The sequence below is a fragment of the Flavobacterium crassostreae genome (genome assembly GCF_001831475.1).
GTDB classification, from domain to species: Bacteria; Bacteroidota; Bacteroidia; order Flavobacteriales; family Flavobacteriaceae; genus Flavobacterium; species Flavobacterium crassostreae.
Genome location: NZ_CP017688.1, coordinates 2970852 through 2996307 on the forward strand (window position 1 = coordinate 2970852; position 25456 = coordinate 2996307).

40 protein-coding genes are annotated in these 25456 nt (G+C 32.2%); 8 read left to right on the forward strand and 32 right to left on the reverse strand.

From position 1 onward, the window contains the following. The first annotated feature begins 19 nt into the window (after window positions 1-19). From LB076_RS13220 to LB076_RS13230, 3 genes are all read left to right on the forward strand, one after another. Window positions 20-1123, forward strand: coding sequence for a DUF4236 domain-containing protein (locus LB076_RS13220; protein ID WP_066332370.1), 1104 nt, complete (start codon window positions 20-22; stop codon window positions 1121-1123). 199 nt (window positions 1124-1322) lie between these two features. Further along, window positions 1323-1934, forward strand: a complete 612-nt coding sequence (locus LB076_RS13225; protein ID WP_066332371.1) for an HPP family protein — start codon at window positions 1323-1325, stop codon at window positions 1932-1934. A 268-nt stretch (window positions 1935-2202) separates the two neighbouring features. Beyond that, the gene (locus LB076_RS13230; RefSeq protein ID WP_066332372.1) at window positions 2203-3201 is read left to right on the forward strand and encodes a hypothetical protein; all 999 of its coding nucleotides are present in this window, start codon (window positions 2203-2205) and stop codon (window positions 3199-3201) included. Between the two features lie 554 nt (window positions 3202-3755). Here LB076_RS13230 and LB076_RS13235 read toward each other — a convergent pair. Both LB076_RS13235 and LB076_RS13240 read right to left on the reverse strand, forming a co-directional pair. Next, on the reverse strand, window positions 3756-4808 hold the full coding sequence (locus LB076_RS13235) for a helix-turn-helix domain-containing protein (RefSeq protein ID WP_066332377.1): 1053 nt from the start codon (window positions 4806-4808) through the stop codon (window positions 3756-3758). Between the two features lie 27 nt (window positions 4809-4835). Continuing rightward, a complete protein-coding gene (locus LB076_RS13240; protein ID WP_066332381.1) occupies window positions 4836-5462 on the reverse strand; it encodes a hypothetical protein in 627 nt (208 codons plus the stop codon). A gap of 258 nt (window positions 5463-5720) precedes the next feature. Between LB076_RS13240 and LB076_RS13245 the strand changes: the two genes are divergently transcribed. After that, on the forward strand, window positions 5721-6263 hold the full coding sequence (locus tag LB076_RS13245; RefSeq protein ID WP_066332384.1) for a hypothetical protein: 543 nt from the start codon (window positions 5721-5723) through the stop codon (window positions 6261-6263). A 143-nt stretch (window positions 6264-6406) separates the two neighbouring features. On the opposite strand, the gene LB076_RS13250 is transcribed toward LB076_RS13245, so the two are convergent. From LB076_RS13250 to LB076_RS13395, 29 genes are all read right to left on the reverse strand, one after another. Next, window positions 6407-6586 (reverse strand): hypothetical protein, encoded by a 180-nt coding sequence (locus LB076_RS13250; RefSeq protein WP_066332390.1) that lies wholly within the window; start codon window positions 6584-6586, stop codon window positions 6407-6409. A 91-nt stretch (window positions 6587-6677) separates the two neighbouring features. Continuing rightward, complete coding sequence (locus LB076_RS13255; RefSeq protein ID WP_066332392.1) at window positions 6678-6887, reverse strand: hypothetical protein; 210 nt, start codon at window positions 6885-6887, stop codon at window positions 6678-6680. Beyond that, window positions 6884-7528, reverse strand: a complete 645-nt coding sequence (locus LB076_RS13260) for a DUF3560 domain-containing protein (RefSeq protein ID WP_066332394.1) — start codon at window positions 7526-7528, stop codon at window positions 6884-6886. Before LB076_RS13260 ends, LB076_RS13255 begins: the two co-directional genes overlap by 4 nt. An 85-nt stretch (window positions 7529-7613) precedes the next feature. Next, a complete protein-coding gene (locus LB076_RS13265) occupies window positions 7614-7823 on the reverse strand; it encodes a hypothetical protein (protein ID WP_066332396.1) in 210 nt (69 codons plus the stop codon). A gap of 79 nt (window positions 7824-7902) precedes the next feature. Then, window positions 7903-8163: a hypothetical protein gene (locus LB076_RS14005; RefSeq protein ID WP_066332402.1), complete on the reverse strand. Its 261-nt coding sequence runs from the start codon at window positions 8161-8163 to the stop codon at window positions 7903-7905. After that, complete coding sequence (locus LB076_RS13275) at window positions 8150-8392, reverse strand: hypothetical protein (protein ID WP_066332410.1); 243 nt, start codon at window positions 8390-8392, stop codon at window positions 8150-8152. The genes LB076_RS14005 and LB076_RS13275 overlap by 14 nt, the downstream gene beginning before the upstream one ends. A 4-nt stretch (window positions 8393-8396) precedes the next feature. Continuing rightward, window positions 8397-8975 carry an ASCH domain-containing protein gene (locus tag LB076_RS13280; RefSeq protein ID WP_066332411.1) on the reverse strand — a complete coding sequence of 193 codons (579 nt, stop codon included), beginning with the start codon at window positions 8973-8975 and terminating at the stop codon, window positions 8397-8399. After that, window positions 8972-9415, reverse strand: a complete 444-nt coding sequence (locus tag LB076_RS13285; RefSeq protein WP_066332412.1) for a hypothetical protein — start codon at window positions 9413-9415, stop codon at window positions 8972-8974. The genes LB076_RS13280 and LB076_RS13285 overlap by 4 nt, the downstream gene beginning before the upstream one ends. Continuing rightward, window positions 9412-9618: a hypothetical protein gene (locus tag LB076_RS13290; protein ID WP_066332413.1), complete on the reverse strand. Its 207-nt coding sequence runs from the start codon at window positions 9616-9618 to the stop codon at window positions 9412-9414. Before LB076_RS13290 ends, LB076_RS13285 begins: the two co-directional genes overlap by 4 nt. Then, window positions 9615-10442: a hypothetical protein gene (locus LB076_RS13295; RefSeq protein WP_176699270.1), complete on the reverse strand. Its 828-nt coding sequence runs from the start codon at window positions 10440-10442 to the stop codon at window positions 9615-9617. Before LB076_RS13295 ends, LB076_RS13290 begins: the two co-directional genes overlap by 4 nt. Further along, on the reverse strand, window positions 10351-11127 hold the full coding sequence (locus LB076_RS13300) for a hypothetical protein (RefSeq protein ID WP_066332421.1): 777 nt from the start codon (window positions 11125-11127) through the stop codon (window positions 10351-10353). The genes LB076_RS13295 and LB076_RS13300 overlap by 92 nt, the downstream gene beginning before the upstream one ends. Window positions 11128-11152: 25 nt before the next feature. Beyond that, a complete protein-coding gene (locus tag LB076_RS13305) occupies window positions 11153-12982 on the reverse strand; it encodes a DEAD/DEAH box helicase (RefSeq protein WP_078055246.1) in 1830 nt (609 codons plus the stop codon). Then, entirely contained in the window at window positions 12982-14340 is a 1359-nt protein-coding gene (locus LB076_RS13310) for a PcfJ domain-containing protein (protein WP_066332422.1), read from the reverse strand. The genes LB076_RS13305 and LB076_RS13310 overlap by 1 nt, the downstream gene beginning before the upstream one ends. A 10-nt stretch (window positions 14341-14350) precedes the next feature. Continuing rightward, on the reverse strand, window positions 14351-14863 hold the full coding sequence (locus LB076_RS13315; RefSeq protein WP_066332423.1) for a PcfK-like family protein: 513 nt from the start codon (window positions 14861-14863) through the stop codon (window positions 14351-14353). Window positions 14864-14873: 10 nt separating this feature from the next. Then, complete coding sequence (locus LB076_RS13320; protein WP_176699271.1) at window positions 14874-15959, reverse strand: DNA polymerase III subunit beta; 1086 nt, start codon at window positions 15957-15959, stop codon at window positions 14874-14876. A gap of 19 nt (window positions 15960-15978) precedes the next feature. Next, complete coding sequence (locus tag LB076_RS14010) at window positions 15979-16134, reverse strand: hypothetical protein (protein ID WP_176699272.1); 156 nt, start codon at window positions 16132-16134, stop codon at window positions 15979-15981. Between the two features lie 200 nt (window positions 16135-16334). Beyond that, window positions 16335-16895, reverse strand: coding sequence for a hypothetical protein (locus LB076_RS13330; protein WP_066332429.1), 561 nt, complete (start codon window positions 16893-16895; stop codon window positions 16335-16337). A 6-nt stretch (window positions 16896-16901) separates the two neighbouring features. Continuing rightward, window positions 16902-17207, reverse strand: a complete 306-nt coding sequence (locus tag LB076_RS13335; RefSeq protein ID WP_066332431.1) for a hypothetical protein — start codon at window positions 17205-17207, stop codon at window positions 16902-16904. Window positions 17208-17210: 3 nt separating this feature from the next. Next, window positions 17211-17600: a hypothetical protein gene (locus LB076_RS13340; RefSeq protein WP_066332436.1), complete on the reverse strand. Its 390-nt coding sequence runs from the start codon at window positions 17598-17600 to the stop codon at window positions 17211-17213. Window positions 17601-17614: 14 nt separating this feature from the next. Continuing rightward, window positions 17615-18250, reverse strand: a complete 636-nt coding sequence (locus LB076_RS13345; protein ID WP_066332438.1) for a PD-(D/E)XK nuclease-like domain-containing protein — start codon at window positions 18248-18250, stop codon at window positions 17615-17617. Continuing rightward, complete coding sequence (locus tag LB076_RS13350) at window positions 18250-18540, reverse strand: hypothetical protein (RefSeq protein WP_066332441.1); 291 nt, start codon at window positions 18538-18540, stop codon at window positions 18250-18252. Before LB076_RS13350 ends, LB076_RS13345 begins: the two co-directional genes overlap by 1 nt. Before the next feature lie 2 nt (window positions 18541-18542). Beyond that, on the reverse strand, window positions 18543-19742 hold the full coding sequence (locus LB076_RS13355; RefSeq protein WP_141672809.1) for a hypothetical protein: 1200 nt from the start codon (window positions 19740-19742) through the stop codon (window positions 18543-18545). Window positions 19743-19773: 31 nt separating this feature from the next. Next, window positions 19774-20655, reverse strand: coding sequence for a recombinase RecT (locus LB076_RS13360; RefSeq protein ID WP_066332446.1), 882 nt, complete (start codon window positions 20653-20655; stop codon window positions 19774-19776). Between the two features lie 237 nt (window positions 20656-20892). Then, window positions 20893-21072, reverse strand: coding sequence for a hypothetical protein (locus tag LB076_RS13370; protein ID WP_066332450.1), 180 nt, complete (start codon window positions 21070-21072; stop codon window positions 20893-20895). Next, window positions 21059-21328 (reverse strand): hypothetical protein, encoded by a 270-nt coding sequence (locus LB076_RS13375; RefSeq protein ID WP_066332453.1) that lies wholly within the window; start codon window positions 21326-21328, stop codon window positions 21059-21061. The genes LB076_RS13370 and LB076_RS13375 overlap by 14 nt, the downstream gene beginning before the upstream one ends. A 74-nt stretch (window positions 21329-21402) precedes the next feature. Further along, window positions 21403-21627 carry a hypothetical protein gene (locus tag LB076_RS13380; RefSeq protein WP_066332456.1) on the reverse strand — a complete coding sequence of 75 codons (225 nt, stop codon included), beginning with the start codon at window positions 21625-21627 and terminating at the stop codon, window positions 21403-21405. Between the two features lie 10 nt (window positions 21628-21637). Continuing rightward, a complete protein-coding gene (locus tag LB076_RS13385; protein ID WP_066332458.1) occupies window positions 21638-21862 on the reverse strand; it encodes a hypothetical protein in 225 nt (74 codons plus the stop codon). Continuing rightward, window positions 21855-22046 (reverse strand): hypothetical protein, encoded by a 192-nt coding sequence (locus LB076_RS13390; RefSeq protein ID WP_066332460.1) that lies wholly within the window; start codon window positions 22044-22046, stop codon window positions 21855-21857. The genes LB076_RS13385 and LB076_RS13390 overlap by 8 nt, the downstream gene beginning before the upstream one ends. Before the next feature lie 210 nt (window positions 22047-22256). Next, window positions 22257-22493 carry a hypothetical protein gene (locus LB076_RS13395; RefSeq protein ID WP_066332466.1) on the reverse strand — a complete coding sequence of 79 codons (237 nt, stop codon included), beginning with the start codon at window positions 22491-22493 and terminating at the stop codon, window positions 22257-22259. A gap of 284 nt (window positions 22494-22777) precedes the next feature. Here LB076_RS13395 and LB076_RS13400 point away from each other — a divergent pair, with 284 nt between their 5' ends. From LB076_RS13400 to LB076_RS13415, 4 genes are all read left to right on the forward strand, one after another. Next, entirely contained in the window at window positions 22778-23422 is a 645-nt protein-coding gene (locus LB076_RS13400) for a LexA family transcriptional regulator (protein WP_066332468.1), read from the forward strand. 235 nt (window positions 23423-23657) lie between these two features. Continuing rightward, a complete protein-coding gene (locus LB076_RS13405; protein WP_141672811.1) occupies window positions 23658-23984 on the forward strand; it encodes an ABC transporter in 327 nt (108 codons plus the stop codon). Window positions 23985-23986: 2 nt separating this feature from the next. Further along, entirely contained in the window at window positions 23987-24196 is a 210-nt protein-coding gene (locus LB076_RS13410) for a hypothetical protein (protein WP_066332472.1), read from the forward strand. A gap of 54 nt (window positions 24197-24250) precedes the next feature. Then, window positions 24251-24448 carry a transcriptional regulator gene (locus LB076_RS13415; RefSeq protein WP_066332475.1) on the forward strand — a complete coding sequence of 66 codons (198 nt, stop codon included), beginning with the start codon at window positions 24251-24253 and terminating at the stop codon, window positions 24446-24448. Between the two features lie 283 nt (window positions 24449-24731). On the opposite strand, the gene LB076_RS13420 is transcribed toward LB076_RS13415, so the two are convergent. After that, window positions 24732-25334: a trimeric intracellular cation channel family protein gene (locus tag LB076_RS13420; protein WP_066332483.1), complete on the reverse strand. Its 603-nt coding sequence runs from the start codon at window positions 25332-25334 to the stop codon at window positions 24732-24734. Window positions 25335-25456 lie beyond the last annotated feature (122 nt).

The window sequence follows — 25456 nt, forward strand, 5'->3', positions numbered from 1 at the left end:
CAGAAAAACATACTAAAATATGAGATTTAGAAAAAGAGTAAAAGTATTCCCAGGATTTCATTTAAATCTTTCAAAATCGGGAATAAGTTCAACACTTGGTGTAAATGGAGCAAGTGTAAACTTCACAAAAAAAGGAAGTTATTTAAACACTGGAATTCCCGGAACAGGTTTGTATGACCGAAAAAAAATAGGAACAAAACAGAATTCAAATTTCACAGATTCTTCAGAAAATATTGAACATAAAAGTAATAGTACGCAAGAAATTGTTGGTGAAATTAAAAGTGCAGAAACTGATAAATTAACAAGCGCAAATCTTATTGAGCTAAAAGAAACACTTGAAGAGGTTTATAAAGACCGAATTGAACTTAATCAAGAAATTATACAAACGAAAAAGGAAATTAAATCTGCAAAAACCATACGTATAGTAGCATTCATTTTTGTTGTCGGACTGTTCGTTAAAGCCTTTAAGAATAAAGTTCTCGATAAAGAGGAATATTTGCGTGATTTAGAAAATCAATTAGAAAATAGTTTTATAAATATTGACGTAGAATTTGACAAATCTTTTGAAGAAAAATACAATGGTTTATTAAACTCTTATAATGAACTCTTAACAACAGAAGTAATTTGGGACATTACTTCGAGCATACAACAGGATATGAAAACTACAAGAAGTGCTGCATCAAGTGTTGTAACTCGTAAACCTGTTAAATTTAAATTCGATAATATTGATATTATAAAATCAACTTATCCAGCATTTCATTTTGAAAATAAAAACGGAGGAGATTTATACATTTATCCTGCATTCATAATTTTCACTACAAGCGATAATAAATTTGCACTAATTGATATTAAAGATTTAGAATTAACTTTTTCACAACAAAGATTTTTAGAAGAAGAAAAAATTCCTTCAGACACAAAAATAATTGATAAAACTTGGGCGAAAGTAAATAAGAATGGATCACCAGACAAAAGATTCAAAGGCAATTATGAAATACCAATTGTTGGTTATGGAAAACTTGAAATTAAAACTTCTTTCGGTCTAAATGAATTATATTCCTTTAGTAGCTTTGAAAAATCAGGACAGTTTTCAGAAACTTTTTTGGAGTATAAAAAAGCAATTTAATTAAAGTACAACCCCAACAGCCATTTTGAGCTAGCTGGAATTTATTCGAATTATGGTCAAACCAAAATAATCATCTTCTAAGTTTGCAACAGCCATAAGTTTAATAACACAGACGGCAAGCGTTGCGGGTGACACATAAGACCAATCCTGCGATATAATAAGTACGTCAACAAAAAGAGTAATTGTAAAAAAGACAAGGGTGGTTAAAAAGACAATAAAACGAGGTTTAAGGGTTTCGCGATATGTTATATATAAAGAAACATTAGTTGACTACAAGGAACACTTTTGGTCTTTTATTGGAGCTTTTATAGGTATCGGACTAATCGCATTCTTTCAACATCATATATTGACAAAGGAGGAAAATATATTTCTTATAGGTTCATTTGGCGCATCAAGCGTTCTTATTTACGGAGCAATTCAAAGTCCATTGGCTCAACCAAGAAACTTAATTGGCGGCCATCTAATATCTGCATTTATCGGTGTAACAATTTACAAATTATTGCCTGACATTATTTGGTTGACAGCTCCTCTGGCTGTTGCTCTATCAATTGTTGCAATGCAAATTACAAAAACACTTCATCCTCCTGGTGGCGCAACAGCTTTAATTGCTGTAATTGGTTCAGAAAAAATCAAAACATTAGGCTATTTCTATCTTTTATCACCTGTTTTTACAGGTACAATGATTCTATTTATAATAGCATTAATATTTAATAACATTACGCCACATAGAAAATATCCAACAGACAAAAGATTTACAAATTCCATTAGACGGATTTTTATTAAAAAAAAACAATTTGATTCTATAACATAGAGCAATGATACAAATATTGAACTTAAAGTCATTTCGAACAAGAGAGCCATTTGAAATCCCCAACTTCTTGTAGCTGCAAATTGTTATAGGTAAGTTTAAAACGAAATATAGTCTGCGAAAGCCAAAGGGTTGACTACCCAAAGTGACAATTAAAAACAAAAAAAGTGGAGAAGAAACCACTTAAAAAACGGACTGTTCCTGTTCAGCAACTTTAATTGGAGGCGGTAATCGAAAAGCCTTATGAGTAGGTAAATCAAAAACAATATTTATGTTCACAAAATCTGAATTAATAAATTTAAAAACATCTTTTGGTAATGCCTATCCTGATTATTTCAAGCAATTAGAGGCCTGTAATACACAACAAGAACTAGCGGATACTTACGAAAAAATTAAAGCAGACGCTTTTGAAAAAGCTAAACCCTTTTTAGCAGAGGGAGATGATCCTACTGGATTTCCTGCAATTGCACTTACTACACAACAGTATAATAACTTGATTTCTGCACAAGGGGATAATATCAAAGTTTACGTTACAGCAATGATAAATACGGCACAACTAATTCAGCCAAGTTTTAACGTTGGTCAAACTGTAGCTAGTTTAATGGGTGGAGGAATTACGGCCATCGGAACAATTGCAGGTGCAGCATTTGGTGAGGGTATTGTGGGAGGTATGGTTGCTACATTAGCGGTTGCAGCAGGTGTTGAAGCCGTTACAGTTGCAGGATTAGTGACATTGATAGCTGTTGCAATTATAGCTATCATTATACCAATCATTTATTTCATGCTTAAACCAGCTTGTTGCTTTGTTGTAGTGTTAAATGAAACAAATAATCAATTAAATTGGGTTGATGATTACAATGTACATGGTAAGCCAATTGGTCATACTCCTTTTATTAGTGCAGCTATAGATATACCTCAGCCAATACCTGGCGCTGGTAGATATGTTTATTGTGGCTTAGTGCAAACAGACAAAAGAGATGCTGCATTAGTTGGAACTCAATACGGATTTACATACTCTGGAAATTCAGGAGCTTACAAAGCTAATTTTGGGGTTGAATGTCCATTAACAAGTTTGTATGTAGACAATAACTGCTTTTGTGAAATTGGTTCTTCATCTGAAGATGCTGCCAATCAAACTGACTCCAAAAATGTATTGAGCTATACTGCCTCTAGTGTAAATCCAAAACTAGACGTAAGTATTAACTGTAATTCAGGTTCTGGGTATGTAGCTTATTACATAGCTAGAGTTAAGGATGGATCTTTAAATTAAAAAATGTTAGATCTGCCCATAACAGCAGCTTAAAAGAAATGGCAGGAGAAGTGGTTAATCAAGCAGTTGGCTTTCTACAAAATTTTGTAGTGCTCAAAAGCTCGTGCCTCTATCCTGCCAGTTCTTTAAAAAGTAAAACGTTATGAATAATTTTAAATCAACTTTATCAATTAAATCTTTAAGACAATATTTCTAGCACGATTGTTAACAGCTTTTTTGTTGATATTATAGCTAATTGCTTTTTAGAAAAAAAAATATTCTATTTTAAAATCTTAACTATTTTATTGCATCTGCATCCATAATTTTTGATTACGATTTAAACCGCTATCTCGAGTACCTATTTTTCTAATCTAAACCTCTTTCTACATAAAATATTTTTGCATCCTCCCATTCAGCAAAAAAAACTCTAAATTGTTATTCTACCTAATGCAATCTTTTGGTTATTATTGGGTTTTTAGCATTTTTTTAATTGAAAACACTCATATCTGAAAAATGGATAAGGCGCTAAAAAACAGAGTTAGTATAATAATTTTGTTTTACAAATCGTTAAAAGATTATTTAATTATCCTTAATCTAGAAGTATTAAAAAATCTTTGAATGACATCTACAGGAATATTAAAAGCATTACTTAATTCCAAATCAGAATAATCTAGTTCATTTTTATGTAATTTATATGCTTCGATAAATAGTGATGGTTCATCTATAAATACAAAACCATCTTCATTCTTCTTTTTTCCATCACGACTTAACTCAATAGTTAAATAAGTAAAATGGCTTTCCGAAATACAACTCAAATCTTTTGCCCTTCTAATTATAGAAGCCATTGATGTTAGCCAGTAACTTTTTAATTGCCCTAAACTAGATAATTTTAAATTAAACAAAGAATTTTTAATAAACTCTGCTGGCATCAGAAATTCAGATGCAAATCTATTTGCTTCATTTTCTTTTATTTTTTCAATATTTCTATGGTAAGGAATTGGAAAATCGTGCATCATTAAATGACCTAACTCATGAGCTAGTGTAAATCTTTTTCTATCATTTGTAAAAGATTTATTTAAAATAATTACCGGATTACCTTTGTCAGTTATAAAAGAAACACCATCGAATTTTTCAGTTATTTCAAACTCTATCACAATAATACCGAAATTTTCTAATAAGGTAAAAATTGATTTTACAGGCTCATTAGGTAAAATTCTCAATAGCTTTCTTGTATTTTTGGCAATTATTTCTGGAGTATAACCCTCCTCAATGTCTAAAGGAACTAAGCGAACTTCAGGCCATTCTATAGAATTTGACATTTGATCAACTAAATATCCAATTAATCGAATACTATACTCAATTTCTGTTTTTATTTTTTTTGTTATTGTTGTTCGCTTTCTATAATGTGCATTCTCAGGTAAATTTGAAATATTATGATCTAACCAACTTTCTGGAAACCCTAAAAAGTCAATGATTTTCAACACCATTTCATCAGAAAGCAAACCAAATCCTTTTTCATACTTAGACAAATTAGATTGGGAAAGCCCAACGATATTTTTAGCTAATTCAGATTGAGTTAACCCTCTATATTCTCTAGCGAATATTAATTGTCTATAATTAAAACCCATATAAAATTATTCAATTATTAATAAAAATTACTGATTTGAAGTTTTCTTTAATGGAGACAAAGATTTGATTTTCGGTTTGGTCTTTTCAATAATTTCATTAGCAACAAATTTATTATCAGTAAACAAACTAATGTTATCTTCAGTAATTGTCCATTGTAAAGTGTTGTCATCAATATAAATCAATTTAGGTTCTACAATATTTCCTAGTCTATCTTTTTTATATCCAAAAAATAATATAGGGTCAATTGAAGTTGTACCTTCATCAAACAACGACATAGTAAATTGATTTGAAATAGCAGATGAAAAATTAGTACTTATATTCATCGGCATATTTTTATTATCCAATTTTTTAAAAAGTATTGAATATTTATTTACTCGCAATATGAATCTTTTGTATTTTCCATACTTCCAATTATTTGGAAAAGTCGTTTGAATACTATGTATCATTTTCGAATTTAAGAGGGATGCTTCAAATCCTCTACCTCTAGCCTCAATTGGAGTTTGACTAACCTCTTTTTCAAAATTTGAAGAAGCATTTTTAAATGCATTAAATATTAATGGCAATTCTTTTCTTAAATCAATTTGACATTCGGTATCTTTTGCTGTTCTTCTTTTAATTGATGATTGATTTTGGCTTGTTAAATTTATTATCATAATATTATTGTTGAGCTATTAGATTGCAAATATATAATTTTTAAACGAATATGTAACTTTTGATATATAATTTTTTAATCAATATGTAAAAAGAAGAAAAAAACCAGCCCATAACAATCGTCTTAACTAATTTGCAGATTCTTTGGAATTACCGTTTTTAATTGTATATTCGTTTCGAAGAAAAACATCCGTATCCAAAGCCTGCAAACTAGTTAAGGCGGGAACGTTGTGCGCAATCATTAAACATAAAAATATATTATGAAATTTATTTATACATTTTCTTTTCTAATTATCTCTATAATTAGTTTTGCTCAAAAACGAGATATTCCTGCTGAAATTATATTGATTGATGGTGATACAATTAATACTGAAATCAGTGTAGGTGTAAATTTATTCAATAAAGACTTTATAAATGAACTAAGCATAATAAAATCAGTAAAATTAGTGCATGATATCAATGGAAAAACAAAAATTTTAGCCAAGGAAATAAAAAAAATAAGCTTTACAGATTTCAAAAATTCACAACGTGTATTTGTTGCTGACAATAAAAAACTTAGAGAAATGATTTATGAAAACATAGTTAAGTGCTATATCTATTATATGGCTAATCCATACGACGGAAGTAAAGTTGCTCAATTTGAATTTTATGATGAGGATGGTAAAAAAGCCCGAAATTTAAAAAAAGCCGTTAAAGAGAAACCCGAAATACTTGATATAATAAAAAATTCTAAAGAATTGAATTACGCAACAATCCAATTTATTTTAAAAAAATATGAAGATGATTATTTAATTAAGAAATAGAATAGATGACAGCGCACAACAGCCGTTTCAAGAAATTTGGGTATTTGGCTTAATTTAAAGACTGTTTTGTACTTATTATTATTGGTCTTTAATTTAGGGTGTCGGGATTTACTACACCCTAACCATCGCCTACTAGCGAAACGTTAGCGGAGATTTAAAACCTTAATGTCAACTAACTTTCTAAGTTCGTATTGAGCACCGTCCACAATAGAAATTAATCCTAATTGGTATTTGTGTTCAACTTTACCTGTAAATAATTCTCTGTTAGCGTTGCAAGAGATATAAAATTCTATTGTGTCACCTTGTTTGATATTCTCAATCATAATAAAAACGTTTGCTGACAAGGTATATTAGCCATACCCAGTTAAGGTTAAGGTTAAGGTTAAGGTTATTGTTTTATTTTTGTGGAATTGCTTATTTTGATCGTGCTCTGGTATTACAAAAATCTAAAGCTTGTTTAAAAAACCTTATATTTTCTTCCGCTCTTGGATGGCTTTCTTTCTCTTGTTTTTGCCAATATATAATAGCACCCTCACAACCATTTTTATACCGATTTAACCCTTCAATAGTATTTGAGGAATTGATCGTTGCTTGCAAGTTTGATTTATCAAATTCTATTATCATTCTCCCCATAGTTTAAGTGCCAAAGAATAATTCTTTTCCGCTTCGTTGACTGCTTTCTTTGCATAGGTAAGGGAATAAGAATGTCTGCGTTCAATAGTTCCGTTTTTCAAACCTTCGTGCTGTATTTTAGCCTCTTCAAGTTTATACTGATAGTATTCTAAACATTCCGGCATTGAAAGGTTTATTATGGATGCTTTTCTTTCCCAATATTCGGCTCTACTTTGGTAATCAGCTGCTTTTTGTAAATGCTGTACTGAATTTTTCATTCTGTTGTAATTTCTTTCAATCAAAGCTCGGTGACGCTTCTCACTATGGTGTCCAATCTTTATTGGCTCTGCTAGTACTAAAAAGTCCTTTCCTTCCTTAGATGCCTCATAATAGTCGTTGCTTTTCTTTTCGGCATTACTACCAGCACCTTGTAGGCGTTCTGCTTTTCTTTTTGCCCATTCCTGAACGTTGAAACCATCCGCTCTTACAATGGAGTAATAGTAATGATCCTCTTTTTGGGCTACGAGATTAAAAACGATACATTCATTTTCTTTTCCGTATTTCGTTTCCAAAATGATTATTTCTCCTTTTTCGTGTGGTTCTGTACATTTTGCAACATACACGTTTGGGCAATATTTTGAATAGGTATTCATGTTTTTAGTTTTTACAGATTGTACATTTTCCTTGTTTGAATAATGTCATGATGAAGCATTTTTTGCAGTATTTAAACATTGGGGTTTAGTTTTGAAGTTCAAAATATCCATTAATGTCATAGGTAATTGATAGTGCTAATTCTTCTTCTAGTTGGTCGATGCTTTGCTCTTCTTCTTCAAATTCATACGATCCGGTCTCAATATTCCATTCGGCATGAAAAGGAGAATTGTCTAATCGATATTGGAATATGTTTGCGTCGATTGTTGTGCGTGGAGTAAATAATAGTGTTGCCATTGTATTGCTTTTTAGAGGTTTATCGTTGAGCAATATTGGGTTGACATTTTGGAAGTATCAAGCATATTTCTGGTTTTTTTTAGAAGGGCAAACCATCATCTATACGTCTATTTTGACAACCATATTGTATCTTCATAACTAATGGAGGTTCTGGAGAAAATGAATTTGGAATGGTGATTCCTTTTTGTTCCATCGTATACATCAAAATAGAAATATAATGGTCGTCACCTGAATTATTATAATAATTACCTTGATCTAAACTTCTTGATATCTGTAAACAATCAGCTTCATTAAAACAATCCCTTCCTAATACACCACCACAAGCGCTACAAGTTCTCATGATTTTTACTTTTCTTTTTGGTTAGTATTAAATGAAATTTATTCTCTTCGGTGACACACTTTTTCACATAGGGATAACCCTCTGCTATTTCAATACAGACTTCAATACATGCCATTGTGTTCTTAAATTTATGAGAAAATCCATCTGTTATAAGAAATTCATAATTAAAAACAGATTGGCAAACAGTAACAACTTTGCCAAATTCTAATAATTTGTCTTTGTCTAACATAATGTTAACGATTAAATAGTTTATTATAACATTCTTCTGAGCATACTACAGGCTCTACTGGCTGTCCCATACATCCACATTCATTTCCCGAACAACAATATTGTGCGTCTTGGCCAAAGAATTTTTTGTCACAGCTCATGCAATTTTGATTTGGAATGGGTTCCCAAAATGAAAGTTTCCCTTTTATGTTTAGGATTGGCTTATCGTAAAGAACTGGATTAGCAAGTACCCAGTTGTAAATAGGCTTATGTGCATACATCAGCTCACCTTCAATTGTTTTTCCTTTAATTTCTGTTATTTCAGCCCAGATACTTGGGTGATTTATAACACAATCAATAATATCAACTTCTCCAATGATGGCTGATACTGGTCTGTCTGGAAAAGGAGGTGCAGCAGTCCAATGAAAACTCATTACTTCAATTTGCTTTTGATTTAGTAATTCATATAATGCTCCAGCATCTTTTGCAGAAGCATGAAGATAAATCCTACCTCTAAAATTAGTTTTCCAAGTTCTATTCTCAATATTTTTTATTCCGTGTGCTATTAATGATGCCCATGGTTGCTTTATAGATAATGCTTTCATAGTTCGGGATGTCTTATAATTTTTAATAAATCATTTTCTAAATTCTGGTAATTCAAAGCCGTATATCGAAGCACTCTCCAGTTATTTTGAATGGCAAGATTGTATTTGTTGCAATCTTCTGAAAATCCCACAGGGGTCGTATGACGGCTTTTTTTGGAGAAGATACCTTCGTATTCAATTCCTAGCTTTAAATCCAACAGAGCCCAATCAAAGCGATAATTACGTACTGCATCAAACTTATGCTCGGTTACAAATCCAGTTATTATCCCTTGTTGTTTTAAACTCATTAAAATAAATTCGATAGTATTTTTCTCTACTGAAATTTTTTCAATTTTTATTTTAGGTGTTCTACCATCGGTAATACCGATTTCTGGTTTTGAATCAAAAACCTTCAAACCATTTGCTTTTGCTTTTTGTAAATCATTTTCAGTCCACCTCATCGCACATAAATTGAAATTTCTACACTAAAAATTGTTACTCTAAAACTTTCTAAGGGATTTTTAAATCCTATCGAAAAAGGTCTAAATTCATTCCTAGTTCTAAACAAATTTTCTAGTTTAACCGAAACAATATCGTCATCAATTTGTGGGTTTTTAGCTTGAAAAATTATCCAAAGAGTGCCGTAGTATGTATTAAATCTCATCTTTCAATCTGATTTTTGAACTCTTGAAAGTCCGTTAGATACTCTTTCAAAATATTGGACACCAAAATGCTTTTGCATTTATTGGCCACGGATCCAATGATTTTCCCTTTTTCAATTTTATTTTTAGCATCCTCAATTATTATTTTGGCTGAGTGAAAATGTCTTTTGGTTGTTTCTTGAACCAACTCCACTAAATAGATTTTAGCTTGCTGGGCATACATTTCTTTTTTTTTAGCCTTAGAGATGTTTATCCTGCCATTGGCTTCTAAATTTTCATAAAGCAGCCAAGCATCCAAACTTAAACCAGTTGCTTTTAAATCCTCAAAAACAATTTTAAACAGCGCTTCTTTGTTTTGTATTATTTCTTTTTCGGTCATAGGGTTTGGTTGTTCTAAAAGAGTTTTTTTCTTAAAGTCATAGGCTCTAAGACTATCGTTTCTAAATTCTTTGTAAGCATTTAGTACCTCTGCTACTACAACACAGTCTAGAATTCGATATACTTTCAGCTCTGGAAATTCTTTAGCGATGAACATTTTAAAAGCTTCTTTGATTTCTGGAACCGTTAGGCTTCCAAACTTTGTTTTTATCAAATCAAAAATTAAAATCATTTGCTTATCGAGTTGTAATTTTTCTTCTTCACTTGAAACTTTGATGTTTATTATTGTGATCAAGAAGTTTAGTAAGCTATTTATATCTTGTTTTGATTCAATAGTTTTTACTTTGGGATAATCTTCATTCAGAATTGCAAGCGTGGGTCTCAATAACCCGGTCAACGCTAAATTCGTATGCTTTTTTGATTTGGGGTATAATTTGTTGTTTTGCATTTTGCAAGTTTTGATTTTGTAAATTTTTGATCCAGGAAGCGTTGAAGCCTTTCCAGTCTTTTTCGATGCAGATTATTAAAACTTCATCAATGGACAATTTTGATATTTCAACTTGTTTTAAAAAACCTGATAAAGCGGTTTCGCTGTTAGTTGCTTTTTTTGTTTTTCTAACTTTTAACCAATCATCAACTAATTTTTCTAAGCCTCCTTTTTTGACTAATACATTTCTAAAAGAAAAAATTTCTTTTGTCTCTTTTTCTAAAAGAGTATTATTGTTTAGTTGTTTAGTTGTTCTATTGTTTAGTTGTTTAACTATGGTATCAGTTGCTTTGTCAAGTGCTTCGTCAGTTGCTTTTATAGTTGCTTTGTCAAGTGCTTCGTCAGTTGCTTTGTCAATTTTTGACAAAGCAACTATTTTACTTTGATGCTGGTTTTTACTATCTGCAACCAATTTTATAAAACCAAATTGAAATAAATCATCTAGCGTTTTTTTATAAGTGTTGTACGAACCTATCCCTAAAGCTTCCATTGTAACTGTTGTAGGTAATCCAAATTCTTTTTTTTGACCTAATCGATTCCACAGGTCCACTACATAAAAAAACATATCCGAATGTGCCGCTTTTACCCTTTTAGGATTTTGAAATTTGTAATTATACCATGCTCTTGTTAAATCGTATCCATTCATTTAGGTTGCTCTCTTTTATAAAAAATTATTTAAATAAATCAATTACTCTACTAACAATGCTTACCGGAACATTGTCCTCTGCTCCTGTAATTTCGTTTGCTATTGCTTTTTTTTCTTGAATAATATCATACAGCCATTGGTCTAAGGTATTTTCTCCCAATAAATAAGTTGCTCTAACATTGCTTGGTTGCCCCATACGGTGACAACGTGCTTCACATTGCTCACAATCTGCTTGTGTCCATGGCAATTCTAGCATTAAAACTTCACTGCTGGCCGTTAGGGTTAAACCCACCCCTCCTGCCTTATGGTTTAGGATAATGATATTGGCACCGCCAGCGCGTTGAAAACTATCCACAGCGGCTTGTTTTTGATGTTCATTATCTTGACCCGTTACTGTAACCGCTTTAGGATATTCTTTTTTGAGTAAATCAACTACCGTCTTATGCTTACAGAACACCACTATCTTTTGATCCGATTCTACAATTTCGTCGATATACTCCTTTGCAGCTTCAATCTTGCCTATGGCTGATAATTGCAACAACATGGTAATTTGAACAATCACGTGGCCATTAATCTTTTTCTTGATTTCAGCATCTGTAAGATCACTACTTGTTAAAAAGGCTTGAAAGTCATTCTTTACTCGGTCAAATTCTGCTTTATTTGTTATCGAACAAATCAAAGTTTGTCGTGACAAAGGGGGTAAATCTTTCAGTACGTCCTCTTTTTTCCGCATGAAATAGCAATTCACATTCATCAAGTAGTTTAGCTCCTTCAAATTAGATTTACCTCTACCTCCTTCGCAATAGCGTTCCTTGAACCCATTTGCGCCACCAAAATGGTTTAATTTGAATATGATAGCCAATTGGCTAAATAAATCAATTGGAAGGTTCACAACGGGTGTTCCTGTAAGTCCTATGATGTATTTTTTGTGCTTGGTTATGTTAATACATATCTTTGCTCGGATGGATTTAGGATTTTTTAACTTGTGTATTTCATCAATAATTGCAGATTTAAACAACCCGATTCTTGGGTCCATAATAATCTGAGTAGAATGCTGTAAGTCTTTAGTGGCTGGTTTAGAAGTCACAAAGAATTTCTCCAATGATTCAAAATTCACTATAAAAACATCCGCTAATCCCATTTCGTGAAAACGGTGCCAATTGGTTCTTAAACTATGGTTTAAAATCATGGCCTTTTTATCGGTCCACATTTCAAACTCTCGTTTCCAGTTTTCTTTCAATGCAGAAGGACAAATTACTATACATGGAAAAACTACTTCTTCCATCTTTTCAGCACCTATTAGTGTACCGATACTCTGCAATGTTTTCCCAAGACCTGGTTGGTCTCCGTTTATAAATCTTTTTAATTCCATGCCTCTAGCCATTCCTTCATCTTGATATGGCCTAGGCTTAAAACCTTTTGTTTTATGAACAATGCCAAGATCTATTTTAAGTTTCGGAAGGAGTGGAATTACATCTACCTTTTCAGGGAGATTGTCTTTTATTATTACATGAGATGCTTTACATTTCTTGCCAATTGCATAGACATGTGATTTGCATTCAATAGGCACTACATATACTTTCTTTTCATGATTCCATCTGGCCACTGGTTCATACTTTCTCCAAGTTATTTTTTCAGTATCTTTTGCATGCTCCAGTGGGATGTTAATTTGATTGATATCTTCACAAAGAGCGGTACCAACAATTGCCGGCGAAGAAATATAAGAACCTGAGAAAATACTTGTTTCCCATTGTCTTACAGTAGTAATACATTTTACTCTTTGGGTTTGGTATTCTTTGAATCTGCCAAAACCAACAGCGATATGAAACTCGTTTAAAAATTCTACTATTTGCATTAGCTTACTTCTTTTAATTTTTTATATTTCTTTTGTTTTTCAGGATCCATTTTGCTTTTTATTTTTGCTAGATTACTCTTTATCAACGAAACAATTTTATTATGATAGTCTGTAGATTTGTTATTAATTCCTCTAGATTGCACTATAGTGAGTTCTGGCATTTTAATCTCTATTGTTTCAGTACGTTTGCCGTTTACTTTAGCAGAAAAGATTAATGATTTTTCCTTGAGATAATATTCATTGGTAAAAACACAATGCCCTAATTCATCTCCTTCTTGTTTGAATTCATCAATGCTTTTTAACATCGCAATTGATATATTGCCTTTGGTAAATTCTAAGTCAAAGAATTTTTGACATCTTTCAGAATATTCAATAATCACTTTCTCAAGTTTTTGTTGACGTTTGATAACTTCGACTCTATTTCTCTCTCTCTCTTGAGCTTCTAAAATGATGTTTTTCTTTTTCACCAAACGATCGTGCTCTTTGTCTAGATTTGTTGGACAAACATATTTTGGATTATGCAAATCCTTATTGAAATAACTCAACAATTCTAGGTAGTCATACCATATTCCAGCATCTTTAATCTTGTATTTATTCCTAATCACAATCTTAATTTGCGCCCAAAATTCATGATGTTTTGTTTGTTTGTGAAGCGCATAGTTTAGCAGTTCTTTTTGTCTGGCTTTTAATAGTGTTTCCAGAATAGGTGCACGGTCAAGTTTATTAATCAAAACCCTGTAATCACAATCATGCTTGTAGGCTGTTAATCCGTACTTTTTAAACTTTGGCAAAATTTCTGCACCTGGACAATTATAATCTGAAAAAAAACTATCGTATTGACTTCCCTTATAACTTCTACTCCATCCACCACTAGTTGGATTTCTTATTTCATAATCCGTTGAATTAAATCCATCACCGGTCCATCCTGTAGTTCTACCAACGATTACTCTTTTCTTCTTATCGCAATCATTCCACTCTTCAAAAAGACTACGAAAACTATATCTTGGTGGTTTATTTTTATGCATGTGCTTCCAGCAAGAAAAATATCTGAACAATTGAAATCTACCTATCACTTGAGTTACTGAATATGTTAAAATTTGAGCAGCTATTCCTCCATTTTGAGTAGTTAGTTTTTTTAATTTCTTTTTGCATGAAGGGCATTCCACTCCTAATAATTCTTCATGCCAAACTTGTGTAGGCTTCCAATTGTGATTACATTCTAAGCATACTAAGCTCTTGTAATGAGTTGTGTAATAGAAGTTATGTTTAGAAATCACATAAGGTTCCTGTTCTTTTGGATTGTTTAATCTTTGATGAAGATTCCAAACTTCTACTTGTAGTTTTGTTTTTGGTTTCATAAATCATCATTTAAAATAATCCCAATTGTTGAACTGGTTTTACACCTTCGGTTTTGGTAGTCTTTGGCTTTCTAGTCAATTTATCTTTTTCCTCATCTACTACTTTGTCAATAGCTTTCTGTTTCACATCCTTAAGATCTTCTTCGGTAAGTTCCACAGTTCCCACTAGCGCTTTTTTAGCATCTTCTTTAGCTTCAGCAACAGCCATATCCATCGCTTTTTCTTTAGCTTGTGCTTTTTCTTCTTCTGTAAGTTTAACTGACCGGTTTATTACTACTTTACCACTAACAGCTTTGATATTTTTAACATCATCTTCATCATAGTAATGAACTGCCCAGCCAAATACTTCCTCATCTGCATAACCTTGTGAGCCTCCGTTTTTTGCACATTGCATAACATAGTTGCAGCATTCATCCAGATTCTTGTTTTCTTTTTTGTAGGTCTCTGCAAAGAGTTCATCTTCTGCAGCAAGTTTATCTAAATAAGTCTTAATTGTTTCCTTAAATGCATTTGATGCTTTCATAATTCAGATTTTAGCTAGCGTTAATAGGTCCTACAATTGCTCTTATGTTTTCGGCTATGAAAATACATGGCTTACTTCCGTCTGTAATATTCATTTCAATGCTTTCCTCAATAGCTATAAGCATATTGTTTATATAGTTTGCATTGAAAGCTATATTGATTTCTTCATCTGAATATTCGCAAGGCAAAGTTTCCTTAGCCTCGTACTTTTGAAGTTCATTGATGAATGACAATTCCACAATATTTTCTTTAATACAGAACTTTACCGTTTGATTATTTTGATCGGTAAGGGCGTACAATCTTTTGATAGCCGGTGCAATGATTCCGTTATCGATGGTTAGCTTTTTATCTGGAGAATATGTTTCAAAAATTCTAGTGTATGGAGGAAAAACAGCACTACTCAAAATTGCATTTACTTCCTTTCCTTCCATCGATAAAAACAAATGACTATCTGTATAGCTTAATTCTATATCTTCATTAGGTGATATAATTTGAATTAAATGACTTGCAATACTTCTAGATACAGTTAAATCCTTTTCTACTCCTGCAGCAGTCATAGAATATTCAAGTATTACATTTCCATCTGTACTTACGATTTTGGTACCTTCTTTTTTAATGGAAATCAAAACATTATGCATGTTGGTTACATTTGTTTTGTCAGTGAATAACAATGCTTTTTTGATTGCATCTATCAGTTGGGTTGATTCTATTTTAACTGTGTCAGTGGCTGTTTTTTCTTTTGATCCAGGAAATGTTGACGGATCTACTAATGGAACAACATAAGTTCCTGTTTCGGAAAGAATTTTCAAATTCATTTTTTCCAAAACCAATTCTATTGGCATGCTTGGAAATCCCTTAAGAATGTTTGAAACTAATTTATATGGCACGCAAGTTTTAAATGCGTCTTTAGAATCGATTGCTAATTCAACTCTTGATCTTATTTCTAAGTTATCAGAAATAAAAATCAATTTATTTTCCTGAAGCTTAATTAAAATATTATCTAAAATTGGCAAGGCGTGGTTTCCCTTTACAATTCCTCCAACGGTCTGCACCGCTTTTAAAATGTCTTTACTGTTTACTACTAATTTAATACTCATTGTCTCTGAAATTTGATTTTTATTTAATTTTTTCTGAATATGCAGTCTTATACTGGCCATATACTTTATATTCAAATTCATAACTGCCGTTTTTATAAACTTCTGTTACGGTTGCAGTTGCAGTATCAGAAGAACCGTGTCCCCATTGATACTCAAATGTGTCTCCTTTATTCATTTTTATTTTTTTATATAATTTGGTATTGATGGGTATATCCAAACTCTTTTAAAAGCTTGTTAGCGAACTTCCCTTTTGGAATCCCCGAAAAACTTCTCTTTCGGGGATTTAATAATTGGTAGTCTTCTGGCTCTTGACTTTTGACTTTGGCATGCAAATAATACCTGCGTTTATTTAGCCTCAATCTTCTACTTCGTATACTACATTTCTTGGTCAGCATCCGCAAAGGCTTCTTTTTCCTCCTCCTCGTCTTGTTCAAACATATTTCCAGTTTGATGCTGTGCAGGAGCTCTTTTTCCTTCGATGTATTCGTAGACTTCAGATTTCAATAAATCAACCGCTGCGATTAGTTCGGTATCAAAAGCATAGTCATCATCCCATTTCATAAATGGAGTAGGAATGCTAATGCTTTTACCGCTTTCCAGCCTTTTAGAACCTATTATGGTCACACCTTCAGAATCTTTACCTAATGTGAAACCTATCACGGTGTATTTTCTCAAAGGATCTGTTTCGGCATCTTGGTAAAAAACTCCTTTTATGTAATCGTCTATTGCTTGACGACATACACTTTCTGAAATCTCTTCACAGATAAAAGCAAAATGAGGTGTCAAGGCCAAGAATGCTTCCCGCAAATCTTCGTGAATTGGCGCATCACCTGTTGTAGATGGATGACTGTATTTTGTCGATCCAACAAAATGATCGTAGCCATATTTTAAGAATAGGCTGTTTTTGATACTGGCGTTTTTAATTGTAATGTTCATAATTATTTAAGAATTTAAAATTTTGTGTGTCACTGTTTTTGCTTTAAGGTTCCACTCACTTAATTCGTGTGGATTTCCATTTGATATTGCTTGGTGGAGTTTTGTTAGAGTTTCGAGTAGTTCTGGAGCTGCAGCAATTAATTTGGCGTTGGCGCATGAAACACTTTCACAAATAAGATTTCCTCCATAGTACTTTATTGCTTCTTCTCCAATTGCACCACTTATGATTAAGCTTTCACTATTGTCGGATACTACACTACCTCCACCAATACCTAATCTCCACGGTCCCTTTGTTCCTTTAAAATTTTCCATAAATCATTGATTAAATGCGGACATTTCCGCTTTTGCTTTTGAAATAATTGTTCGGCACCAGTCTAGTTGATGCGTACAGGCTGCGTTTAATCTTGTAGCCCATGTAAGGGAGTATGTTTCATTTTCAACCAGAGTGTCGGTATATTTTACGGCCACACTAGCAGGAAATTCTAAAAGTTTCTTATACTCTTGTATCATTTGACTTCTCAGCTTTTGTTCCCGATGTATTTTAGCATCTGCAATTAATTTTCCTGTTCTGGACATGTAGACTGCCAAGTCATTCCCTCTTACAACAGCTTCATTGGCATCCTCACTCATAGTAATTTCTAGAAAGGATTGAATTGTTGTCAATTCTGAGATTATATCCGCTGGTGCTGTAATTAATTGATTCATTTTTTAGTAATTTTTTAGTCAAATAATGCCCACCATTTAAATGCGAGCTCGTTATATTTTTTAAACCCCGAGTTAAATAGTTCGTCACCTCTACGTATTGGAACCTTAAATACTTTGTAATTCTCTTTTGAAACCCCAATTAAAACATCTTGATTACTTCCTGCTATATCCATGTACCAAGCTCGTTGTCTGTCGTAATCAAAATATCGTACGGCTTCTTCAAACTGTTTTTGAGTGGTGGCGGTGGTGCTTTTTAGATCACCACCCCATCCCAAACCATCCATCCATAAATCCCATTTGCAGCGGGTGTCTAAATTAAATTCAACCTCATCATAAGTGAATGTTCTATTGGTAATCATTACTTTTTGAGTATCGCTTTGTTTGAGTAGGTTTTCTGCTAAGGGATCTTTCATAAAAGCCTTTTTCATTAGGATAGCTTTCTCAAAATCTTCTTCTGAATACTGAACTCCATCAACTTGAAATTTGAAATAATCTACTTTGAAAGGTTCCGTAATTACTGCATCGATCAGCGTTCCAAATTTGTACGCTTTTTCCTTGGAGACTTCATCCATTTTATTATCGCTCCAATAATCTTTGAGCCAACTTAAATCCGAGTTGCTTACCTCATTTCTTCCAAAGTATGGATCCATTATTTAGTTGCTTTTTGGATTGCGTATAATGCTTCTTCATAAACACCTTGCCAGCCACCTGTAGGTAGAATTTCTTCATACATACGAATCATTTTACTTAATGCTTTTAATAGTTCCGGAGCTGCTGCAATTAATTTTGCATTAGCTAATTTTTCTTCTTCACTTTTACCAAAATCCGCAATATCACAGATTCTTTTACTCCCCTCTAGGATTCCTTTTCGGCTAGCGGTAACTTCCAACCCATCTTTTGAAATCCTCCACTCTTTTGTTGTTCCTTTAAATTTTGTCATGATTACTTTCTATTTACAGCTTTATAAACTGGTTCGTATTTCAAATTCTCACTTACAATTAGATCACCTGATTTGTGTCCTACTTTTTCACAATAGGCTTTCATTTGGGCAATGGACTTCTTTTCTAATTCTTCCAGAGTCAAAGTGATTCCCTCGCGCTGGAACCAAAATGTGAAGATTTCAGCAATGGCAGTTTTGTTTAGCAACTTCAGTTTAAAGCCATCTCTGGCTTCAGGAGCAACCGTATCATTCAATTCTAGATTGTTCATCATAGCATTTGTTTGATCGGCTGTTTTTTTAATTTCAGCGGCTTCTGCATCTGCTTTATTTTTAATTTCAGCATCCGATTTAATCTTCGCCTGTGCAGCCGCTTCTCTTTTAGATTTTTCTGCTGCAAGTCTTTTTTGCTCCTCTTCGCCCGCCTTTGCCATTTCATCAAGACTGGTTTTCAGACTTGGTAGCTTTTCAATCAATTCATCTTTAAATTTTCTGATTTCATCTACTACAACTACAGCGATTAAATCAAAATCTTTTGACTCAATAAAGGCGTTGAGTAATTCTGTCGTTTCTTCTTGAGTAACTAATTTTCTACTCCAATTAGGTGAGAATAAATCATAATGTGACCTCTGGTATTCTATTGCTAGGGTTTTTAAAGCTTTTGATTTTTCTGCAAAATTTTGAAGATTGATATTATTAAATGAATCCTGTAATTTTTGCTTACGATCTGAAATATGATTATTCACATGCTTTGACAATTGAATTTCTAAGCTCGATTTTATATCGATAATTTCTTTTTCTTTATCAATTTTCATTTGAGCAATTCGTTGTTTTTCTGCTTCTTTTGCTTTGATTTGTTTTACGTAATCATCGCGATAAAACTGAATTGCAGCCGGAAGCGCTTCTGCTTTTTTAGGATCTAATTTTCCTTCTATTTCCGTGAATTGTTTTCTTATGGTATCGAAAAAAGCAGTAATTGGCTTTCTTTGGTTTTCAATATCTGTTTTTGCAGTTCTACAATTCACTAAAAATTTATTGGCTCTTTCATCAAGTTGGGCACTCATTCCGTTTTCTTGAATCTCCGCTAATAATTTATTCCCAACACTTATGGCTTTGGAAACTCTTAGTTCACTACTTTTTAATACTTCTGAACCTTTGATAACTACTTCTTGCAATTGGTCCTGTGTGGCTATATCTGTTGTCATGGTCTCTAAAATTTTTGATTTATATTTTTTTTTAAAAAGCTTCATCGTCAATTTCTTCTTCCGGATTGTTTTGGGCAACCTCCGAAACTTCTTCAAATGAATCGTATTGAGGAACTATTAATTTTGGTTCTCCCTCATGTTCTGGTGTTAATGGGTTTTCTTCTTCAGCATCAATTTCAACATTGAACTGTTCAAGTTCAATAGGTGTAGAACCCGTGAACCAGCATTTCTCTTTGGCAGCATGAAGAATAATTTTTGTTCTAAGAAATGCAGGTTCTGGATTCTCACCTCCAATTACTCCATTATCCCATAGTGATTCAGCTAGCCATGTTGGTGATTTTTGAACTGTATTTGGGTTAGATGATTTTTTTCTCCAGGATTCGAAGTCTGATTTTCTATACACGAAATACTTGAATCCTCCACCTGCAGTATTGAATTTCACATAACCCGCGATGATAGTTTCAGTTTCAAATTTTTCAATGTGTTTTTTTACTACTCCATCTTCTACTTCAAAAACATCTCCCTTGAAAACTAGTTTTGCCTGTTCACAGCCTGTTGATTGTTGGGTTTGAATCAATCGACGAACATAAGCGCCAGCTTGTAACTGCATACATGCTTTACCACCTCTGGGCACTAAATAGATTTCGCTATCTAAAGGATCAAAAGAATACCCTTTTACTGCTGCTGTAATAAAACAAGCATAAAGCGAAAACTTATCGGCACTTTGTAATTGCGTGCTTGATGCAATGTTTTGATTAAAATATACCAATTGTCGATGGTACATCAAATCTCCATTTTCTGAACGATTAGCTAGGTTATAATTCTTGATAAACTTTTCTTTTACCAAGTCCAATTCTGCAATTTTACCTGGTGCAGTGTTTTGGATTAATTCTAATGTGTTTACTCTACTCATTTCTTTAAAATTTGATTTTTATTAATTTTCTTTATTAATCTGGTTATGCTATGGTTTGTAACAATTGCTCGTGCATTACACATTGATGTCGCGTTGTGTACCCATCTTGATTTTACGATCTCGGCCATCCAATGATCAAATCTTTGAACATTGTTTTGCTTAGCTATATCCATAATACCAATAGTGTTAAAAGACCTCCAATTGCAAGTCCTGTTAAGAATGATGGTACTATCAATTTTAAACAAGTACTAGAGGTTCTTTCTTCTTCTTCAAACATGCCTTACCATTTAATGGGTTATTAAAAATTTCGTTTTTTGGATTGATTATTGAACCACACTCAATGATTCCAAAATCCCTATCCATTATTTCATTTAGTAAATAAAAATTGAACCTTCTAAACAATTCAAGGGTATTCATAATGCGGTGCTGTTAAGTGAAACAAATCAGATTTAGTCAAGCCAGTTGGTCTATATTCATAATTATTGAAGAAGTACTTATAAGGAATTGCCTTTTTATTTCGATAAAGAAATTCTGCTTTATCAATAGCTTCTTGAATACTTAGCGCTTCAATTTCATGCGTTTCACAATCCTTTTCGATTTCTCCAGCAAAAGAATATCTAAACCAAACCTCGATTTCGTAAGTTTCTAATGCTTTTTTTTGTAAATTTGACATCTCTAAAATGTTTTAAATTATTACTCGTAATTTGAAATTTGATTTAAACCAGTTCTTGTCGGGACTGGTTTTTTTTATTTTGTTAAACTTCCCAAAATTGATAATGTTTGTTTTTCTGAAAGCACATTATTAAGCTTTTTAGATGAGTAGGAACTGGAAGCTCCCAAACTTGCCAGTTCCTGATTTAGCGATTTCTTACGGCTAGTAATTACTGCTAAACTTTGTTTTATTGCCTGTTCTGAAATTTCAAGTTCCCGAACTAATTTTTTTGTTTCTGCTATTTTCTGCTTTTTATTCATGATTAGAATTTTAAGATTCTAGTATTTCATGCTTCATTTTTCCTGTACTCTTAGCGATCAGATCCACAATAAATGGAAGGCTGAGTTTTGGCGACTTTCTAACAGCTGCTACATAAACAGAATTGCTTTCTATATTCAGCGCTGTTGCTATTTGGTGTCTTAAAGGAATGTCGTTTCTTATAATCTGATAAACTTCTTTTTTAAGACTCTTCTTTGGTGTTCTTTTTTTAATCATGCTGTTCTGTATTTATTTCACTTAAAATTGATTTCAATATTCTTTTTTCTTCATCTTTTAGATAGCCTAAACCTTGGTTAATAGCTTCTTCGGCGGCCATAATATCCATCAAAGCACTTTTTAAATATTTTATCTCTATTCCTGATAATTCTATTTTTAGAGTTACCTCTTTAGACACTTTCATTAAGTAAAAATTGACTGGTATAATTTGTCGTATTCCTCTTTGCTTACTTTCTTATTATTAATAAAATAAGAATGTGTCTCGTGGGTATGATGGTAAACATGTGGTGTGTTTACAATGTTGTTTGTAGATGCGGATTGTGCAATTACCAGAACTAGCGCGATAATTATAATTAGTAGTATCATTTTTATTTGATTTAAAAGATTAGTATTATTAGATTCTCCATACTCTTACTTCATTTTGAAATGAAGCTGTAGTAAATTTTGTTTCGGGATGTAGTTGTGAAAATCGCCATGAGGCTAGATATATTTTTTGTTTTTGAATGGATATTTTCACATCCGTATTTAGTTTCACTAAAAAACTATCTCCTATTTCCATTTTGTCAAATGGATAAATTCTTCTACTTGTTTTATTAGGTAACGGAATCCCTTTTTCTATTTTTATAGCCATGATTTATATTTGTTTAGTGCCATTGTTGCTTTGATGCTACGGCAAATCCGCAATGACTATTTTATGCTTTACGATTTTTACTTTTCATCCTTTTTCAAGCAGGTTATTCCAGAACCCATCGGATTAATTTAATTTTTATAGTTTTTTCAATATTTCAAAGAACAATTTTGAGTACATTTGTTTAGAACGTTTGTACAGGGCAAATATAAAACACAATATTGGTAATTTAAACATATTTAACACCAAAATTGTGTTTATTGTGTAATTTATAATCATTCTAAATAATGAAAGGGATCGAGATAAGAAATAAAAGAAAAGAATTGGGGTTAACACAAAAGGATTTGGCCATAAAGCTGGGTGTTTCTCACAATACTATTTCAAATTGGGAAAAAGGTGAAGTCATTCCATTGTCTAAAGAAAATTTGTTAAACAATTTTGTGAATAACAATATTGTGAATTTTGCCACTAATGAAGATCAAAAAAAAATAACTCTTCAGGAGCAATTGGAGCATATAGAAAAAGGAGTTCCTTATTACGATGTAGATTTTACAGCTGGTTTTTTACCCATTGACCATAGCAATAAGTCGTTGCCTGATTCCTACATTAGTCATCCGTTTTTTAAAGGTTGTGATTACGTAGTGAGGGCTTCAGGACAATCGATGGCAAAGTTGATCTGTCATGGTGATGCGATAGGTTTAGTAAAAATAAATAACTGGCAAGACTTTTTCCCTTTTGGAGAAATTTATGCTATTGTAACAACTGATAATTTTAGAATGATAAAAATTATCACAAAAGGTGAAACAGATGATTGTTACACATTAATAAGCAAGCCAACGGATAGTAAAAAGGAGGAGTTTCCTCCACAACAATTAAAAAAATCAACAATATTGTCATTATTTAAAGTTCAAGCATCAAGTCACTTGTTTTAAAAAATAAAATCAAATAGAACCGATGTATATTGCAGAAAATCATTTTCTCTTCATGGGTATGTTAGAAAATAGGTGACGTAAACAACAATTGAGGTAATTTTAACACTTAGTTAATTATAGCTATTATTGCATTTTTTTAAAAATAGTTACTAAATAAATGCTCATGTTAAATCTATAACTAAAAGAGTAATAACTAAAACAATAAGGTAAAATGAAAAAAATAATTTTAATGTTCATGAGTTGCTTATGCATGAGTTGCTCAGAAAAGAATAATGAATTGTTTTCGAAAACAGACAATTTTGTAGAGTCCTTGCAAACTACATATGATAGTTATGGTATTATGAATATTGATGAATTTTCTGAAAAAACTAGTGACAGCTTATATGCTGTAACTCCAATAGGAAGGTTAATAAATGTAAAATTATTAATTCCTTCGGAAGTTTCAGAGTATGAAAAACTAAAAACTGAACTAAGTAACCATTATAAAAATGACAAAAGAGTTAATGATGTTTATATATGTGCAGCTGGAACAATAATGATTGATTGTAGGACTAACAAATAGTTATGAAAAAAATAATATATCTATTGATATCGCTAATATTTTTTAGCTGCTCAAATGACGATTGTCAAGACAAGGTCAATGAAATTAATAAATACTATGATGGTCAAGTTCAATATGCAAAAGACAGTCCAGGTGTAGATGGAATTGATTACAGACAAATAGACTTATTGGAGAAAGAGAGAAAAAAAAGGGTATCTGAAGCTTGTAATTAATCAATGATGAATGTATTTGATCAAAATATCATAAATCTGATTGATATACTTATCATGGAAAAAAAGATAAGTTCAAAAAATGAGTTTTATGCAGAAATTAAATTACAAAGGCAAACCATAACAAAAATTAAAAATGGCACTAACCATTTCACCTCAATTCAAATTGATTTGATTTGCAAAAAATATAATGTAAATGCAAATTGGATTTTTGGACTTGAAAAAAATGTATTTTTCAATCTAAAAAATCACTAAACATAAGCATTAACAGATATTAAATGCCGACAACCCTAAACAATATAAAAAACTGTTAAAACGATAAATCAAGTAACGTAATTACTGGTGGTAAGGAGCATAAAAAAGGGTGAGTTTGATTTTCATAACCCTGAGGTCACGAGTTCAAATCTCGTTCTCGCTACCAAAAAAAACCCTTAAACAGCAATTGTTTAAGGGTTTTTTAATTACAAGTTTTCTGAGTAAGTAAGCCAAGAGATTCCACTATGTTTTACAAAACTCCAAAAAAGCTGTTACAAACACTTTATTGATGTTCTAAAGTAGGTAAATACCACTTCCATTTTACCGCCATCAAACGCACACAAATAATAACTAGTGAGGTAATCAGATACAAAATATCATTTTCTAGACCAAATTTTCGCAATACAAAAAAAACACCACCTCCTAATATACAAATAGTGGCGTAAATTTCTTTTCTAAAAATAACCGGTATTTCGTTACACAAAATATCCCTAGTGACTCCTCCAAAACAAGCTGTCATGGTTCCTAATGCAATACAAATAATAGGATGCAACCCTATATTTATTCCTTTTTCAAGCCCAATTAGGGTAAAAACCCCCAGACCAATAGTATCAAACAAAAAGAGTGAGGTCCGTAGTTGATCAAATCTTTTTCTAAACAACAAAGCCAACACAAAGGCTATACTGATGATACATACATACTCCAAATTAAGCATCCACCCTACAGGAGTATGCCCAATCATTACATCTCGGAGTGTTCCGCCACCAGCAGCAGTAACAAAAGCAATAATAAAAACCCCAAAAGGATCCATTTTTTTGCTCATAGCCGTTAATGCTCCTGACATAGCAAATGCTAAAGTCCCAATGATATCTAATAAATGAAACATGATTTTTTAAGTATAAATAATAGCTCGTTGTATTGTGTAGTGGTTTGCAAAACTATAAAAAATACTCGTTTTACCAGTTTATTTAAGCCATTATTAGCATCTCTTATTTTTATGAGACCACA